The sequence below is a fragment of the Marinobacter xestospongiae genome (assembly GCF_023156385.1).
Taxonomy (GTDB): Bacteria; Pseudomonadota; Gammaproteobacteria; order Pseudomonadales; family Oleiphilaceae; genus Marinobacter; species Marinobacter xestospongiae.
In genome coordinates this window covers 191,654-205,471 of record NZ_JAKZAK010000005.1, presented here as the reverse complement: position 1 = coordinate 205,471, position 13,818 = coordinate 191,654, and the positions used below count along the sequence as shown (strand labels likewise).

At 56.5% G+C, this 13,818-nt stretch carries 14 protein-coding genes; 6 read left to right on the top strand and 8 right to left on the bottom strand.

Going from position 1 to position 13,818, the window contains the following annotated elements; genetic code table 11:
• The first annotated feature begins 69 nt into the window (after positions 1–69).
• A complete protein-coding gene (locus MLD24_RS05345; RefSeq protein ID WP_227175775.1) occupies positions 70–243 on the top strand; it encodes a hypothetical protein in 174 nt (57 codons plus the stop codon).
• Positions 244–340: 97 nt separating this feature from the next.
• Entirely contained in the window at positions 341–1,162 is an 822-nt protein-coding gene (locus MLD24_RS05340) for an alpha/beta fold hydrolase (RefSeq protein ID WP_227175769.1), read from the top strand.
• Here MLD24_RS05340 and MLD24_RS05335 read toward each other — a convergent pair.
• The 5 genes from MLD24_RS05335 to MLD24_RS05315 all read right to left on the bottom strand — a co-directional run bounded on the left by MLD24_RS05335 (position 1,108) and on the right by MLD24_RS05315 (position 6,430).
• Positions 1,108–1,725: a class I SAM-dependent methyltransferase gene (locus MLD24_RS05335; protein ID WP_248164907.1), complete on the bottom strand. Its 618-nt coding sequence runs from the start codon at positions 1,723–1,725 to the stop codon at positions 1,108–1,110. The genes MLD24_RS05340 and MLD24_RS05335 overlap by 55 nt on opposite strands.
• A 31-nt stretch (positions 1,726–1,756) precedes the next feature.
• Complete coding sequence (locus MLD24_RS05330) at positions 1,757–2,170, bottom strand: hypothetical protein (RefSeq protein WP_227175767.1); 414 nt, start codon at positions 2,168–2,170, stop codon at positions 1,757–1,759.
• Positions 2,171–2,288: 118 nt separating this feature from the next.
• A complete protein-coding gene (locus tag MLD24_RS05325; protein WP_248164904.1) occupies positions 2,289–4,478 on the bottom strand; it encodes an OsmC domain/YcaO domain-containing protein in 2,190 nt (729 codons plus the stop codon).
• Between the two features lie 89 nt (positions 4,479–4,567).
• Positions 4,568–5,026, bottom strand: coding sequence for a universal stress protein (locus tag MLD24_RS05320; protein ID WP_227175765.1), 459 nt, complete (start codon positions 5,024–5,026; stop codon positions 4,568–4,570).
• A 6-nt stretch (positions 5,027–5,032) separates the two neighbouring features.
• Positions 5,033–6,430, bottom strand: a complete 1,398-nt coding sequence (locus tag MLD24_RS05315; protein WP_248164901.1) for a sodium/proline symporter — start codon at positions 6,428–6,430, stop codon at positions 5,033–5,035.
• A 194-nt stretch (positions 6,431–6,624) separates the two neighbouring features.
• On the opposite strand from MLD24_RS05315, the gene MLD24_RS05310 reads away from it, so the two are divergent.
• Both MLD24_RS05310 and MLD24_RS05305 read left to right on the top strand, forming a co-directional pair.
• Positions 6,625–7,131 (top strand): GNAT family N-acetyltransferase, encoded by a 507-nt coding sequence (locus MLD24_RS05310; protein WP_227175763.1) that lies wholly within the window; start codon positions 6,625–6,627, stop codon positions 7,129–7,131.
• Positions 7,128–7,655, top strand: coding sequence for a hypothetical protein (locus MLD24_RS05305; protein WP_248164897.1), 528 nt, complete (start codon positions 7,128–7,130; stop codon positions 7,653–7,655). Before MLD24_RS05310 ends, MLD24_RS05305 begins: the two co-directional genes overlap by 4 nt.
• Positions 7,656–7,785: 130 nt before the next feature.
• Here MLD24_RS05305 and MLD24_RS05300 read toward each other — a convergent pair whose 3' ends face one another.
• Positions 7,786–8,790 carry a hypothetical protein gene (locus tag MLD24_RS05300; protein WP_248164895.1) on the bottom strand — a complete coding sequence of 335 codons (1,005 nt, stop codon included), beginning with the start codon at positions 8,788–8,790 and terminating at the stop codon, positions 7,786–7,788.
• Between the two features lie 610 nt (positions 8,791–9,400).
• Here MLD24_RS05300 and MLD24_RS05295 point away from each other — a divergent pair.
• The gene (locus tag MLD24_RS05295) at positions 9,401–10,381 is read left to right on the top strand and encodes a carbon-nitrogen hydrolase family protein (RefSeq protein WP_248164892.1); all 981 of its coding nucleotides are present in this window, start codon (positions 9,401–9,403) and stop codon (positions 10,379–10,381) included.
• Between the two features lie 604 nt (positions 10,382–10,985).
• Here MLD24_RS05295 and MLD24_RS05290 read toward each other — a convergent pair.
• Together MLD24_RS05290 and MLD24_RS05285 are read right to left on the bottom strand one after the other, a co-directional pair.
• Positions 10,986–11,453, bottom strand: coding sequence for an SMI1/KNR4 family protein (locus MLD24_RS05290; protein ID WP_248164889.1), 468 nt, complete (start codon positions 11,451–11,453; stop codon positions 10,986–10,988).
• Positions 11,454–11,552: 99 nt separating this feature from the next.
• A complete protein-coding gene (locus MLD24_RS05285) occupies positions 11,553–11,828 on the bottom strand; it encodes a hypothetical protein (RefSeq protein WP_248164887.1) in 276 nt (91 codons plus the stop codon).
• 213 nt (positions 11,829–12,041) lie between these two features.
• On the opposite strand from MLD24_RS05285, the gene MLD24_RS05280 reads away from it, so the two are divergent.
• Positions 12,042–13,811: a monovalent cation:proton antiporter-2 (CPA2) family protein gene (locus MLD24_RS05280; protein ID WP_248164884.1), complete on the top strand. Its 1,770-nt coding sequence runs from the start codon at positions 12,042–12,044 to the stop codon at positions 13,809–13,811.
• Positions 13,812–13,818 lie beyond the last annotated feature (7 nt).

The window sequence follows — 13,818 nt, the reverse complement described above, 5'->3', positions numbered from 1 at the left end:
TACTGGCTGCAACTCGAGGGGCACTCACACCGGGAGCCTCTCATCCCCCGAAAGACTGGAGAAACCGTTATGCGCAAGATTGCCCTGATCAGCCTCATGACCCTGATGTCCATCGCCTCACTGCAAGCCAACGCCAGCCTGGCCGACCGCAAATCAGACGAGGCTCGTACCGAAGCCCCCCAGCCGAGCCCTTACAGCGGCCAGGTGGTCCACCGGGGTGAAGTGAGAACTGACAAAGCGTGATTCCCCCGAAGGGCATGCAGGGACGCACGCCTCACTGTTGCAGGCCATCAGTTTGTAGGTACGATGGACAATCCCCCACCGGCTCGGAGCCGCAGTGATGGCACTGAACATTTCTGAACACTGGCTGGACCTTGGCGATACCGGCCAGTTGTACTACAAGCAGTGGCGTCCCGATGGGAGCTCGCAGGCATCCGCCGCTCCGATCGTACTGTTCCACGACTCCCTTGGTTGCGTCGAACTCTGGCGGGACTTTCCCGATCGACTGGCCACCATCAGCGGCCGTACCGTGATTGCCTACGATCGCCTGGGGTTTGGCCGATCCGACCCGCACCCTGGCGTGTTGCCACTGGATTTCATCGACCGAGAGGCCGACGCGGCGTTTGCATGCCTGAGCGAAACACTGGGGCTTGAGGCGTTTATTGCCCTGGGCCACAGCGTCGGTGGCGCCATGGCCACCACCTGCGCCGCCCGGTATCCGTTGCGCTGCAAGGCGCTGGTGGCTATCTCCGCACTGACCTGTGTGGAAGATCGAACCCGGGAGGGTATCCGGGCCTCAGAAGCGGCCTTTGAAGCTGCCGAACAGATGGAGCGGCTGGGGAAATACCACGGCAGCAAGGCTCACTGGGTGCTACGGGCCTGGGTTGACACCTGGTGCTCGGACGCGTTTCGACAGTGGGACCTGGCGCCAGCCATGCAACAGGTCCAGTGCCCCACCCTGGCGCTGCACGGAGACGCGGATGAGTATGGCTCCACACTTCACCCCGAGCGCTTTGAAGCTCACACACCCCAGGCAAAGGCCCGGGTCATTCCGGCCTGCGGCCACTTTCCCCACCGCAGCGCCCCAGACGCGGTACTGGATGTGATTCAGACCTTCCTGGCGACAATAAACACCGATTCCTTACCCGGCTGCCAATCGTAGTCAACCTCGAACCCCGCGGTTGCCAGCGCCTGCAGCAGATCCTGGCGGCCCAGTCGATTGACGTAAGGCGCCAGCCCCACACGCTGCATCACTGGGATGGCCAGACGCCACACCAGATTGATCTCGCTGACCAGGGCCGTGCTCGACACAAAGACACCGCCGGATTTGAGTAACCGGTGGATCGTTGCCAGCACGCCGGGCAAGTCTTCCAGCAGATGCAGGATGTTGAGCCCGAGTACGGCATCGAAACGGTTCGGCGTCAGGTCTGGATGATTGAGCGTGCCCTGCTGAAAATGAACGTTGGTGATGCCGGCCTCTGTGGCCTTTGCGGTTGCGATCTCAATCATCGCGTCCGAGATATCGGTGGCCACAATCTCACGCACAAAGGGTGCGTGGGCCAGCGCGGTACTTCCCGTGCCGCAACCGAACTCCAGCACCGACCAGTCTGGCTTCAGGTACTCCCGGGTGATGGCCAGTTTCTTCTGATAGCTGGCCTCATCCTTGACCGGGCTACGGGCGTAGCGGGCGGCCGCCTTGTCCCAGAACGCTTTGGATTCCTTCATCAGCCCCTACCTCTGGGGTTTCGGGAAAGCCCTACTGATCGAGTACAGCAATAGACCATTTCGGGCGCATCCGCCCAAAATCCCGGCGGGTGTTGTTCACCAAGGCCTTCTTGGAATCAAGCACTCGGGCGCCCTGTTCATCTCTGACGAACACCACCCAGTGCCAGAACGGACGTCCGGCTTCCCGGCGCCACTTGATGGACAACAGCGCCCGATCGGGCAGTGCATCCCAGGATTCGAACGGCTGTTCAACGGGGCTCACAGCAATACCCATTGCATCCAGAAGACAACGAACATGATGTGTCTCCGACCACAGGGTCTGATCCGCCGCCCGGATACCCAGGCTGCTGGCCACCGCCCTCGCCTCGTCATAGGTAACGCCGGCCAGCGCGGCGCTGGCGGCGATACCGCAGCCTGTTGGCTCCTGTTGTATGACTGCTTTCACGCCTTTTCCTTCCCTAGAGATCGCACTGAACCCTTAATGTGCCCAACCTTTTCGATCCACACTTGTCGACCGCACCCTGTCGGCTGAACCAAAGCGACTGAGTCCTGCCGGCCGGAAGTTACTCCAAGCCGGCCCTTGCGGCGCGGGCCGCGTGCAGCTTCTTGTAGCTTTCAATCAGTCTCAGGTGCTTGTCCAGACCTTCGAGCTGCATGTTTGTCGGGGTCAGGCCATGGAAGCGGACACTGCCGTCCACAGAACCGACCACCGCCGCCATGGTGTCCTCACCGAACATCCGTCCCAGGTTGTAGCGGTAGTCGTCGAGCTCCAGCTCCTCATCCAGGGTAATCTCCAGCACTGCCTGTATCGCTCGATAGAACAGTCCCCGTTCCACGGTGTTGTCATTGAACTGCAGGAAGGTCTCGACAAACTCCAGCGCTTCTTCGTGCCATTGCAGGGCCAGACAAATCAGCAGCTTCAGCTCCAGGATGGTCAGCTGTCCCCAGACCGTGTTCTCATCAAACTCCACGCCGATCAGGGTGATGATCGTCATGTAGTTGTCCAACTGGCTGCCTTCCAGACGCTCGGCCAGATCGGCCAGTTGATCATCACTGAGGGAGTGGAGGTTGAGGATATCCTCCCGGTAATCCAGCGCCATGTTGGTGTTGTCCATGATCAGGTCTTCCACCGGGTAAACCTCGGAGTAACCCGGCACCAGAATCCGGCAAACCGGCGCTCCGAGGTCCTGATAGACCGCCACATAGACTTCCTTTTCCAGCGACTCGAGGATGCCAAACAGGGTGGCGGCCTCTTTATCATTGGAACCGGAAAAATCCCATTCACTGAATTCGTAGTCAGGCCGGGCACTGAAGAAGCGCCACGACACCACGCCGGTAGAATCGATAAAGTGCTCAACGTAGTTGTTGGGCTCAGACACCGCCAGACTGTTGAAGGTTGGTGGCGGAACGTCGTTCAGACCTTCAAAACTGCGACCCTGCAGCAGTTCGGTCAGGCTGCGCTCAAGCGCCACCTCGAAGCTCGGGTGCGCACCAAAAGAGGCAAACACACCACCGGTGCGAGGATTCATCAGGGTGACGCACATCACCGGGAACTGGCCGCCCAGCGACGCATCCTTCACCAACACCGGGAAGCCCTGCTTCTCCAGTGCCTCAATACCTACGAGAATGTCGGGATACTTGGCCAGGACCTCCTGCGGCACGTCTGGCAGGGTGATTTCATCCTCGATGATCTGCTTCTTCACCGCCCGCTCGAAGATCTCCGACAGGCACTGAACCTGGGCTTCAAACAGCGTATTACCAGCACTCATGCCGTTGCTGAGGAACAGGTTCTCGATCAGGTTGGAGGGAAAGAACACGGTCTCACCATCAGACTGGCGCACAAACGGCAACGAACAGATGCCGCGGTCACGGCGACCGGAGTTGGTATCAATCAGATGAGAGCCAGCCAGATCACCGTCAGGATCGTAGATGGCCCGGCAATGGTCATCAAGGATCTCCTCCGGCAGAGCGTCATCCGGCCCGGGCTGGAACCACTGTTCGTTCGGGTAGTGCACGAACGCGCTGTTGGCGATCTCTTCGCCGAAGAACTGGTCGTTGTAGAAGAAATTGCAGTTCAGGCGCTCAATGAACTCACCCAGGGCCGAACACAGGGCGCTTTCCTTCGTGGCTCCCTTGCCGTTGGTAAAGCACATGGGCGAGGCCGCATCACGGATGTGCAGCGACCAGACGTGAGGGACAATGTTGCGCCAGGAGGCAATCTCGATCTTCATGCCCAGCTCCGCGAGGATGCCGGTCATGTTGGCGATGGTCTCTTCCAGCGGCAGGTCCTTGCCTTCGATGTAGGTGCCCTCACCCGCCTTGGGCGCCGCCATCAGCAGCGCCTGGGCGTCTTCATCGAGGTTTTCGACGGTCTCAATCTCAAAGGCCGGACCGGTCTGCACCACTTTCTTTACGGTACAGCGATCAATGGAGCGCAGGATGCCCTGGCGATCTTTGTCGGAAATGTCCTCCGGCAGCTCTACCTGGATCTTGAAGATCTGGTTGTAGCGATTCTCCGGATCGACGATGTTGTTCTGGGACAGCCGGATGTTGTCGGTCGGAATGTTGCGAGCCAGACAGTACACCCGCACGAAGTACGCCGCACACAGCGCTGAGGACGCCAGGAAGTAGTCAAAGGGGCTGGGTGCCGAGCCGTCGCCCTTGTAGCGGATGGGCTGGTCGGTGATAACGGTGAAGTCGTCAAACTTGGCTTCAAGTCTGAGGTTGTCCAGAAAGTTGACGTTGATCTGCATTCCGAGGGTACCAGGGTTGGAAAATGTGGCGCGCCATGGGCATGGCCCGTCGCCATTATCCAGTTTTTGGCGGCCGTCGTCTTGGCCAATTACAGGATCAAGAGTGACTGCCGGGCGTGCCGGTTCAGGTAGTCGGTGACGCTGCCAACGAGCATGCGCTGCCAGGCGCTCTGGCGGCGCCGTTCAGCAACAATCAGATCAACGTTCAGTTCCTCTGCGACCGCCACCAGCACCTCACCAATCCCCTGGCCCCGCCGGACTCTGGAATCCACCTCGTAGCCCTGGGCCTCCAGGTGCGACACCACCTGAAACATCCGCTCCTGCAATTCGCCTTCCTGCGCCGCCACCTGGCGCACCAGCTGATGGGGTGGCATCAGGCGTTTGCGGAACCAGGAAAGGTTCTCCTCCGGCACCTCGCACACCATCACCACCACCAGACGGGCGTTGTCCGGACTGAGGAAGCGGCCTCCGGGATCGAGCGTGTTCACGTCGCGATAGGGATCGCAGGCGTACATCACCGTCAGTTTGCCATCAGTTTCCAGCGGCATACTCGCTCAGGCCTCCTTCCGTTGGAACGGGAACATCAGCCCGTAGACCAGAAACGCCACCAGCAATGCCGGCAGCAGCTCGTATATGGACTCGGAATACCCCAGCGCCTGCCAGGTAATCAGGGTGACCATGCTGGCCGCCATCATCGCCATGGCAGTCGGCCGATTCAGCGGCGCATGAACAATCCGCAGCAGAATAACCGGACCCAGCGTCCCCCCCAGAGATGACCAGGCGAAGACCACCAGGGTAAAGACATTGGCCGGTGCGGCCAGCGCGATGGCCAGCACTACCAGGGTCACCGCCAGGGTACCGAGTTTGGTGCGGACGTAGGACTGCCCGAAGCGGGGTATCAGGTCCTGGCTGATCGCTGCAGAGCACGACAACAGCATCGAATCGGCGGTGGACAGGGTGGCTGCGAAGATGGCGGCCAGCACCATGCCCGTGAGCACCTCTGGCAGAAACTGCTGGGCCATTAACGGCAGAGTCATTTCCGGATCAATCAGGGACCCGTCCAGCAGTACCCTGGCGTACAGCCCCACCGTCACGGTCAACACTGCAAACGGCAGATACCAGGCAAAGTAAACCCGGCGGGCCGCCGGCACATCCTCCGGACTGCGCAACGCGATGGTGCGCACCAGAATATGGGGCTGGCCAATCGCGCCCAGGCCCGCCGCCACCCAGCCCAGCACAAACGGCACCAAGCCAAACAGAAGGCCATCTGGCGTCCAGCGCGTCAGTGCCGGATCAACCGCCGTCAACGCAGCCTCCAACTGCCAGGGCCAACCAACGGCGAGAAGGCCAGCCACAAACAGCGCCACCATCCCAAACAGCATGACGAAAGACTGGGCCACGTCTGTCCAGATGGAAGCCCGGATGCCGCCCGCAAAGGAGTACAGCACCACCACCAACGCCCCCAGCATAGCCCCCAACCACTCCGGCCAGTTGAACATCACGTGCAACGCCTTACTGCCAGCTTTGAGTTGCGCCGCGGCATAGACCGCCAGGAACAGCAGGGTGATCACTGCCGACACCACCCGAAGGGGGCTCGACGCGGTGGCCGGGTTCAGCGCTGTCAGCGCCGGAATGGTGTTGACCGGGTGATCTTCCGAATAGCGTCGCAAACGCTGATGGAATCCGCGCCACGCCAACCAATCCCCCACCAGCCAGCCCAACGCGACCCAGAACGCCGAGACACCGGCAACCCAGGTGTAGCCCACCAGGCCAATGAACATGTAACCGGAGTTATTGGTGGCCACGGAGGACAGGCCAATCAGCCAGGGCGCGGTGCTGTAGCCAGCGGTCAGATAGTCATTGACGTCGTGGTGTTTCTTGCGGATCGATGACACGCCAATGATCAGGAACACCACCAATACCACACTGAAACTGTAGGCCGTTGCGCTCATGGGAACCGGTTGCCAGAGAGACTGTTTGTGCAGTCTAGCGCATGACACCCGGCCTTCCCCTGCTACAGATCAATAAGCCTGACGTGTATTTAGCCCTGAGTTCAGGGCTGAAATAACGGTACTGTTCCTGCATGGTGATCCGGGCAAACCAGCAACAGCATTCGTTCAATCCGGTGCAGAAGGAGCACATCCCAATGGAACTGAGGCATGCACACGAGTCGGATCTACCGAGGATCGTCGAAATCTACAATGCATCCATTGCCTCCCGGCGATCCACTGCCGATACCGAGCCAGTGACGGTGGCGTCGCGACTGGAATGGTTTCAGGCACATCGCCCCGCCCGTCGACCACTGCTGGTTCATGAGGAAGACAATCAGATCGTGGGTTGGATCAGCTTTGAGGACTTCTATGGCAGGCCGGCCTATCGCCACACGGCCGAACTGAGCATCTACCTGGCGCCGGAAAGTCAGGGCAAACAGCTTGGCACAAAAATGGTGCAGGCAGCTTTGGCGCTGGCTCCCGAGCTTGGCTTGTCGACCCTGGTGGGTTATGTATTCTCCCACAACCTTCCGAGCCTCAAACTGTTGCTGTCCTGCGGCTTCACCGAATGGGGATGCCTGCCAGACGTCGCCGAGATGGACGACAAAGAGTACAGTGTCAGCATTTTGGGCAAACGGCTGCACGAAGGAAATCCTCGTTGAAGAAAGTACTCCTGACGGTTCTCTCCATTCTCATCAGCAGTTGCAGCAGCGTCCCCATGGGCACACTGGCAAAACTGGGCACGTTCGATCAACAGGACTTCCTGGCGTTGGCGCCGACAGAAATCAGCGCCAGAATCCAGCTTGAAGAACCGGCGAAACTGATGGTTGATCGTACCGACCTGGCGCTGAAGATCGATACAAACAAAGGCGCTACTACATACCAGTTCCCTCTGGACCTGCTCTCCGAAACAGTAATCCCGTCGCGGGAGTCGCTGTTCTCCCCAACGCCAGGCCAAACGGAATACACCTTTAAGCTGGCAGACGACGCCGTCAGCAATTTTCAACACCTCCAGGACACGCTCGCCCATCAGGCCCCGGAGCGGTTCGATTTCACGGTGAATGCAGACGTTGAAGATCTGCCCGATTCGGTCAGCACTGTCACCCTGACGGTCCTGCTTAAACTGTCCGATCGCGAGACGTATTTTCCGTTGCTGGAAGGTGCCGAAGTCGATATCCATCCCTAACCCAGGCGAGATGGTCCACAGCGTTCACCGGATTGGATGACACCAAGCGGCCATCCCCCAAACAATTGGTTGCTGGAGAATGGCAGGCTCTCACTCGTTACCCTGTAGTCCTGTTAGTAGTCGCGTTCAGTTAATTGCAGAGCGGCGAGAAGTCCGATTCGAGTAGCGTCGTTCTTTCCAGGAAATAGGTCCCTTCAGGCGCCTCGAAAGCGAGTGCATCTCCGGAAAAGTAGAAGGTACCAAACCTGCTATCACCAAGACGGAACTGACCGTTACCCAGATCGGTAAGGGTGTCGCTTTCTATTTCATAGCAATTCGAACCCATATCGACCGCATCACCCATATAGTCATAGGATACATACGTGCCATCACCTTTGAATACCGTATAGACCTCATCATTTCCCGCACCGCTATCCCAAACACCAGTAATATCAGCCAGAGTCAAATCGGAAGTACGATCAGGGGCCCCGCCAAGATCGGAATCAAAGGCTGGTGCTGTAGGATCTTCGACAGCCTCGGTCCAAACAATCGTTCCGTCCAACGTTAGATCGCTGGTTGCCTGGCTGTTCGAATCCCCGCCTATGGTGGGAGCGAGTACGACATTATCCAACTCTAACGTCCGAGATGCTGTATCAAAGTCAACGCCGGTACATCCTGAAAGACAGGTAGCACTATACAGATAGGCCACACTGTTTATATTTATGCGTATAGAAACCCCAATGTCTGTGATATTAAACACCACGGCATTCGCCTGATCTGCTGCAAACGCATTCGGGTCCACGTCCGACGCCGACAGTTCTCCCAAGCCAAGCCGCACGAAGTTCATAGCGCTCCCGCTGCTGGTGGCAGAAAGAAAGAGATTGGAACCGGCGAGATTCTCTCGGAATGCATAGAAACTGACTTCAGCGGTGCTCCCCAGTGAACTGGTGTCCGTTCCGCCCAGGGTGATCATGGTACTTCCCTGTACAGGCGTTGAACCGCCATCACCCTGATCGCCGCCATCGCTGGCACCGGTGCCGTCGTCTCCCCCACTGCCGCCATCGGTATCACTATTACTGCCACCCCCACCACCACAGGCAGTCAGCGAGATCACCAAAACACACAACAACATTCTGAACAAAAGTGTCATCTTCATTTCGCCCCTTCGTTGATATGATATATCACCGCATAGACGGCAATTTCATAATTTTTTCCAATTAAAAATATTCAGCATTAAAAACAGAAAGCCGGCCTCACCAATAAAACAAAATGCAGCAGTTAAAAATGAAAACCAAATCTAAATCACTACAATTAAATAATGATTTAATATTATTCACCCAGCACACAACAGATTAATATCTAGATCAGGTAAAAATCCTGGTACCGGATAGGAAAATTTCATGGCAGGTGCCAGCGACGCTCCATGCATAAGTCATCTTCCGTAATTGTGAAACCGGCATTTATCTAAGTTATATGACCAAGAGGTTCGATAAACGCACCCTATATCCTACAAGCAATTTCTGGACCCAAGATCATAACGCCATGTTTTAAATGGAAATTAATGAACAGAGAGTCACAGAATTTTTTTATCTGTAAGGTAACCTGACACTTATTTGCGTTAGTCTTGGATATTCTCAGAATTTTACGGAGCCTCTGATTAACGAACTCGAAGCATTGGAAACCCCCGCATTCGTAACATTGACGCCGAACCGGGTGACATTCGAGTTTGCTCTATGGCAGGGGCCCGTCTACGAAGGCGGTTCGCAATGACCATGATGACAGTAAAAAACAAGGCAAATTCGACGCCACCAACAATCACCGCTGCCGCCATTCAGTTGGATACCCGCGTAGGTGATACGCAACACAACCTAGAAGCCTGCCAGCGCCTGGCAGAACAGGCGGTCAAACAGGGTGCCCAGTGGATTGCCCTGCCGGAGTTCTTCAATACCGGCGTGTGCTTTGATCCAGGGTTGGTGGCCGCAATCGAAAGCGAAGACGGTCCGTCGGCCAGGTTCCTGCGGGAGTTCTCCACACGCCATGCCGTGGTGATTGGCGGTTCCTTTATGTGCCGAGTGGCCCGAGGCGGTGTCCGCAATCGTTACGTGTGTTTCAGCAACGGCGAACGACTGGGCAAACATGACAAAGATTTGCCCACCATGTGGGAGAACGCGTTCTATGAAGCCGGGGATTCAGATGACAGCGGCGAACTCGGACGCATTGGTGATGTCCGGGTGGGAACCGCTGTTTGCTGGGAATTCATGCGCAGCCAGACAGCTCGTCGCCTGCAAGGCAAGGTGGATGTGCTGATCGGCGGATCACACTGGTGGAGCCTGCCCAATGATTGGCCGACGTGGCTGACCCGCAGGATGGAAGCCAAAAACGCGGAGAACCTGCTTGCCAGTGTGCAGTTGACCGCCCAGTTGATTGGCGCCCCAGTGATCCACGCCTCTCACTGCAACCGAATCCAATCACGTTTTCCGGGAATACCCTGGCTCACCTACCACGGCATCCTGGAAGGCCACACCGCCATTGTCGACGGGCACGGACAACTGCTGGCGCACCGGAGCAAGGATGAGGGCGAGGGTATCATCACAGCCAGGATTACTCCGGGCTATGTCGGCAGCCAATTGCCTGTACCGCAACGGTTCTGGCTTCGGCCGCGGGGCTTACTCCCCACATTATCGTGGCACCTGGACGGCTTCTTTGGCAGACGCTGGTACCAGAAGAACGTTAAAGATCTCAGCTAAAAACCGCAAAAATGCCAAGCGTGGCTCACATTTCAAATTACAATCAATCGATTTTCAGTAGTCTCTGGATAACAACGTCGGCTTTACATCTATCTCCAGAGCTTGGCCAGAATCATTGGTTTGCTAAAAATTTATTTACGAACAAGGCTTCTATACCTGATTCCCGGCATGGCCTCAAGAGCTCGATCCAGATAACACAATCAACGCCATACCAAAGGCAATTAAAAGAAATGGCTTTACACTTTCTTTGGGATGAACAAGCATGTAGGGAAATATGACCGGCGGCACCAAAAGACACCCTAACCCCCAAGCCACACTGGTTTTGAAGGCTTTAACCGTTACTATAAGACCTCCCAATCCAGAAACAAAAATCCCAAAGATAGCCAGATAATTCAGAACATCCCCTCCAACCAAACAGGTATAACAGCCAACTTAGCTGCTAGGCTTTAAACGCTTCGCAACAATGCTAAAATTGTCCGACAGAAGGTCTTCCAGAACCTTCAAAATCAAGATATCCTTCCGCTGACGCAACTTTGTCACTTTCTCCGACTATTTTAATATCCGAACACTCAAAACCCACCTCCATCAAGCCCGACAAACAGAATCATTCCAGCTTGCTTATAAATTCGGAAAAACTTCGATCCAAAACATCTTCCTTTTCATCAAGATCTGAAACCTGGTAATCGCCCCACAACAGAATACTATCATCGCCTAACAATACGACACATCCTCTCCAAACACCATCAAGAACCAGGCAAAAATGATTATGGCAGTCAGAAGTTTCGGCAAAAGCCAACACATTACTCGTCAACCTACCATCAGCTTGAAGAGATTTGTTGACATTCAATATTCCATTGCCATTCGCATCATCAATGCAAAAGTCATAAAACTTACCAATCTCCATCAAATCATCATAATAACCAGGTTCAGGGAATAACCCAGAACCATTCTCTTTTAGAAAATCCAGATATTCTTTAGGCATCCTAAATCCCGTAATTTCTTCAAATCTCTTTGCTTCTTCAGCATAATCATGGACTCGAGATTGCTCAGCATATTCAATATAAACCATCATGCCCCTCCTAAAACCGACCAAAAAACCCAGTGCCTATTTCGACATCGTGGACCATGGCGGCCGTTGCGGTCTCTGTATCATTGCACCCGCAACGAGCGATCACTCCCACTCCCGAAACTTGCCATACCGATCAATAAACACCTTGGCTTCCGTTAGCGATGCACCGGTTTCTTCCCGATACCGTTTGATCGCTTTTAATCGGCGCCCCGACGCCATCGCTGTCCGCAGTTCCGGGGAAAGCAGTTCATCCTGATCCACACCGCTGGTATCGAGCAGGCGGTCAATTTTCTTCAGTATCCAGCGCTGTCTTCGTCGGATCGCGGCCAGCTCGCTGTACATCAAAGCCGCCAATGCGATAAGGACTAGTTCGATCACTGCAACACTCCCTGTATTCTGAGGCCGTGCCATCCGGTTGGCCTCCGGCCAAATCAGCCGGTTTTGTAGAAGAGCTTAAGCGTACCTGCTTGTTGCCTCACGGGACACCGGGTATGCACATCCTCCAATCGTCAAAACTCCTTGGAACCACTAAGCTTTTTTCAGCCACCTTTGCCCGCCCATATCTGAAAACCACCTTTACTGGAGACGTTGATGGAGACGATCTTTGCCCAAGCCCTGATTCTGCTCGCCGCCTCCCTGGTGTTGTTGCCCCTGTTTCAACGCCTTGGTCTGGGCAGCGTACTGGGCTACCTCGCAGCCGGCATCCTGGTGGGGCCACTGGGATTTGGCTGGATCAGCGGAGCGGAGTCGGTGTTGCACTTCGCGGAGCTTGGGGTCGTCCTTATGCTGTTTCTGGTGGGTCTGGAGCTTGAGCCGGCACATCTCTGGGCCCAGCGGCGTCGACTGCTTGGCCTTGGGGCCTCCCAGGTGTTCCTCAGTGCGGCAGTGTTGGCGCTCGCGTTCTGGCTGATGGGCTTCAGCGAGCGCGAGGGCTTGGCTATAGGAGCCATCCTGGCACTGTCGTCCACGGCCTTCGTAGTGCAGATGCTGGTTGAAACCAATCAACTGGGTACGCCCCAGGGTCGCGCTGCATTCTCGATTCTACTGTTTCAGGACCTGGCGGTAATTCCGATCATCCTCCTGCTGCCGGTACTGGCAGGCAACCAGGACGCCGAAAACAGTCCCCAATTGTTGGCCGGTATTGCCGCCCTGATTGCGATGGCTTTTGCAGGCCGTTTTCTGCTCAATCCATGGCTGGGATGGCTGGCTCGGCTTCGCAATCGCGATGTAATGACGGCCAGCGCCCTGCTGCTGGTGCTGGGCTCCGCAGGGCTGATGGGATACCTGGGGCTGTCCATGGGACTGGGAGCCTTCGTTGCCGGCGTTCTGCTCGCCAACTCGCCTTATCGGGAGCAGCTTGAGACGGACATCCAGCCCTTCAAGGGCCTCCTTCTGGGGCTGTTCTTCCTGGCCATCGGCATGACGATGGATCTTCGTCTGCTGATAGCGGCACCCGGTACCATCGCGCTGTACCTGATCGCCCTCCTCGCCGCCAAGAGCCTGGTACTGGTCCTGATCAGCCGACTCCGCAAGGTGCCCTGGGCCGGCACTGTCCGCTTTGGCATTCTGCTTAGCCAGGGCGGCGAGTTTGCGTTTGTCCTGCTCACCCAGGCGGGTGCCCTGGGGCTGCTGGCGGCACCGGTGATTGGCCAACTGAATCTGGTGGTAGCGTTGTCCATGGCCACCACGCCGCTGTTGCTGAAGCTGGCCAAGAAGCTGTTTCCGTCCGCGAGGCCGGGCGTCACCGCGGTCGAAGGCGAGGCGCCCTCGGAAGATCAGCACCCCAAGGTGGTTATCGCCGGTCTCGGTCGCTTTGGCCAGATTACCGCGCGGATTCTGGTGGGTCGTCAGATTCCCTTCACGGCGCTGGACTCCAACCCGGATGAGATCAACCTGCTTCGGCGCTACGGCAACGATGTGTTTTTTGGGGATGTGACACGCCTGGACCTGTTGCGAACCGCCGGTCTCGAACACGCTCAAGTTCTGGTATTGGCGATTGACCAGGCCGAGGACTCATTGCGGGTGGTGGAGCTTGTGCAACAGCATTTTCCGGATGTGCAGATCATTGCACGCGCCCGGGACCGTTACCATGCCTACGAACTGAGGGCCAAAGGCGTCACTCTGGTGATTCGTGAGACCTTTGACTCAGCATTAAAAGGAGCCGTTATGACACTGACCCAACTAGGAATTCCAGAGTCAACCGCGCTTGAGCTTACACGTAATTTCCGGGCATTCGACGAAGCCCTGCTGGAAGAACAGGTGGAGCACCGGCATGATCGGGAGAAGCTTATCGAAACCAATAGCCGCGGCCGGGCCGCACTGGTGTCGCTGTTGTCTGGAGACCAAGGAAAGCCAGATTGAGGGAGCC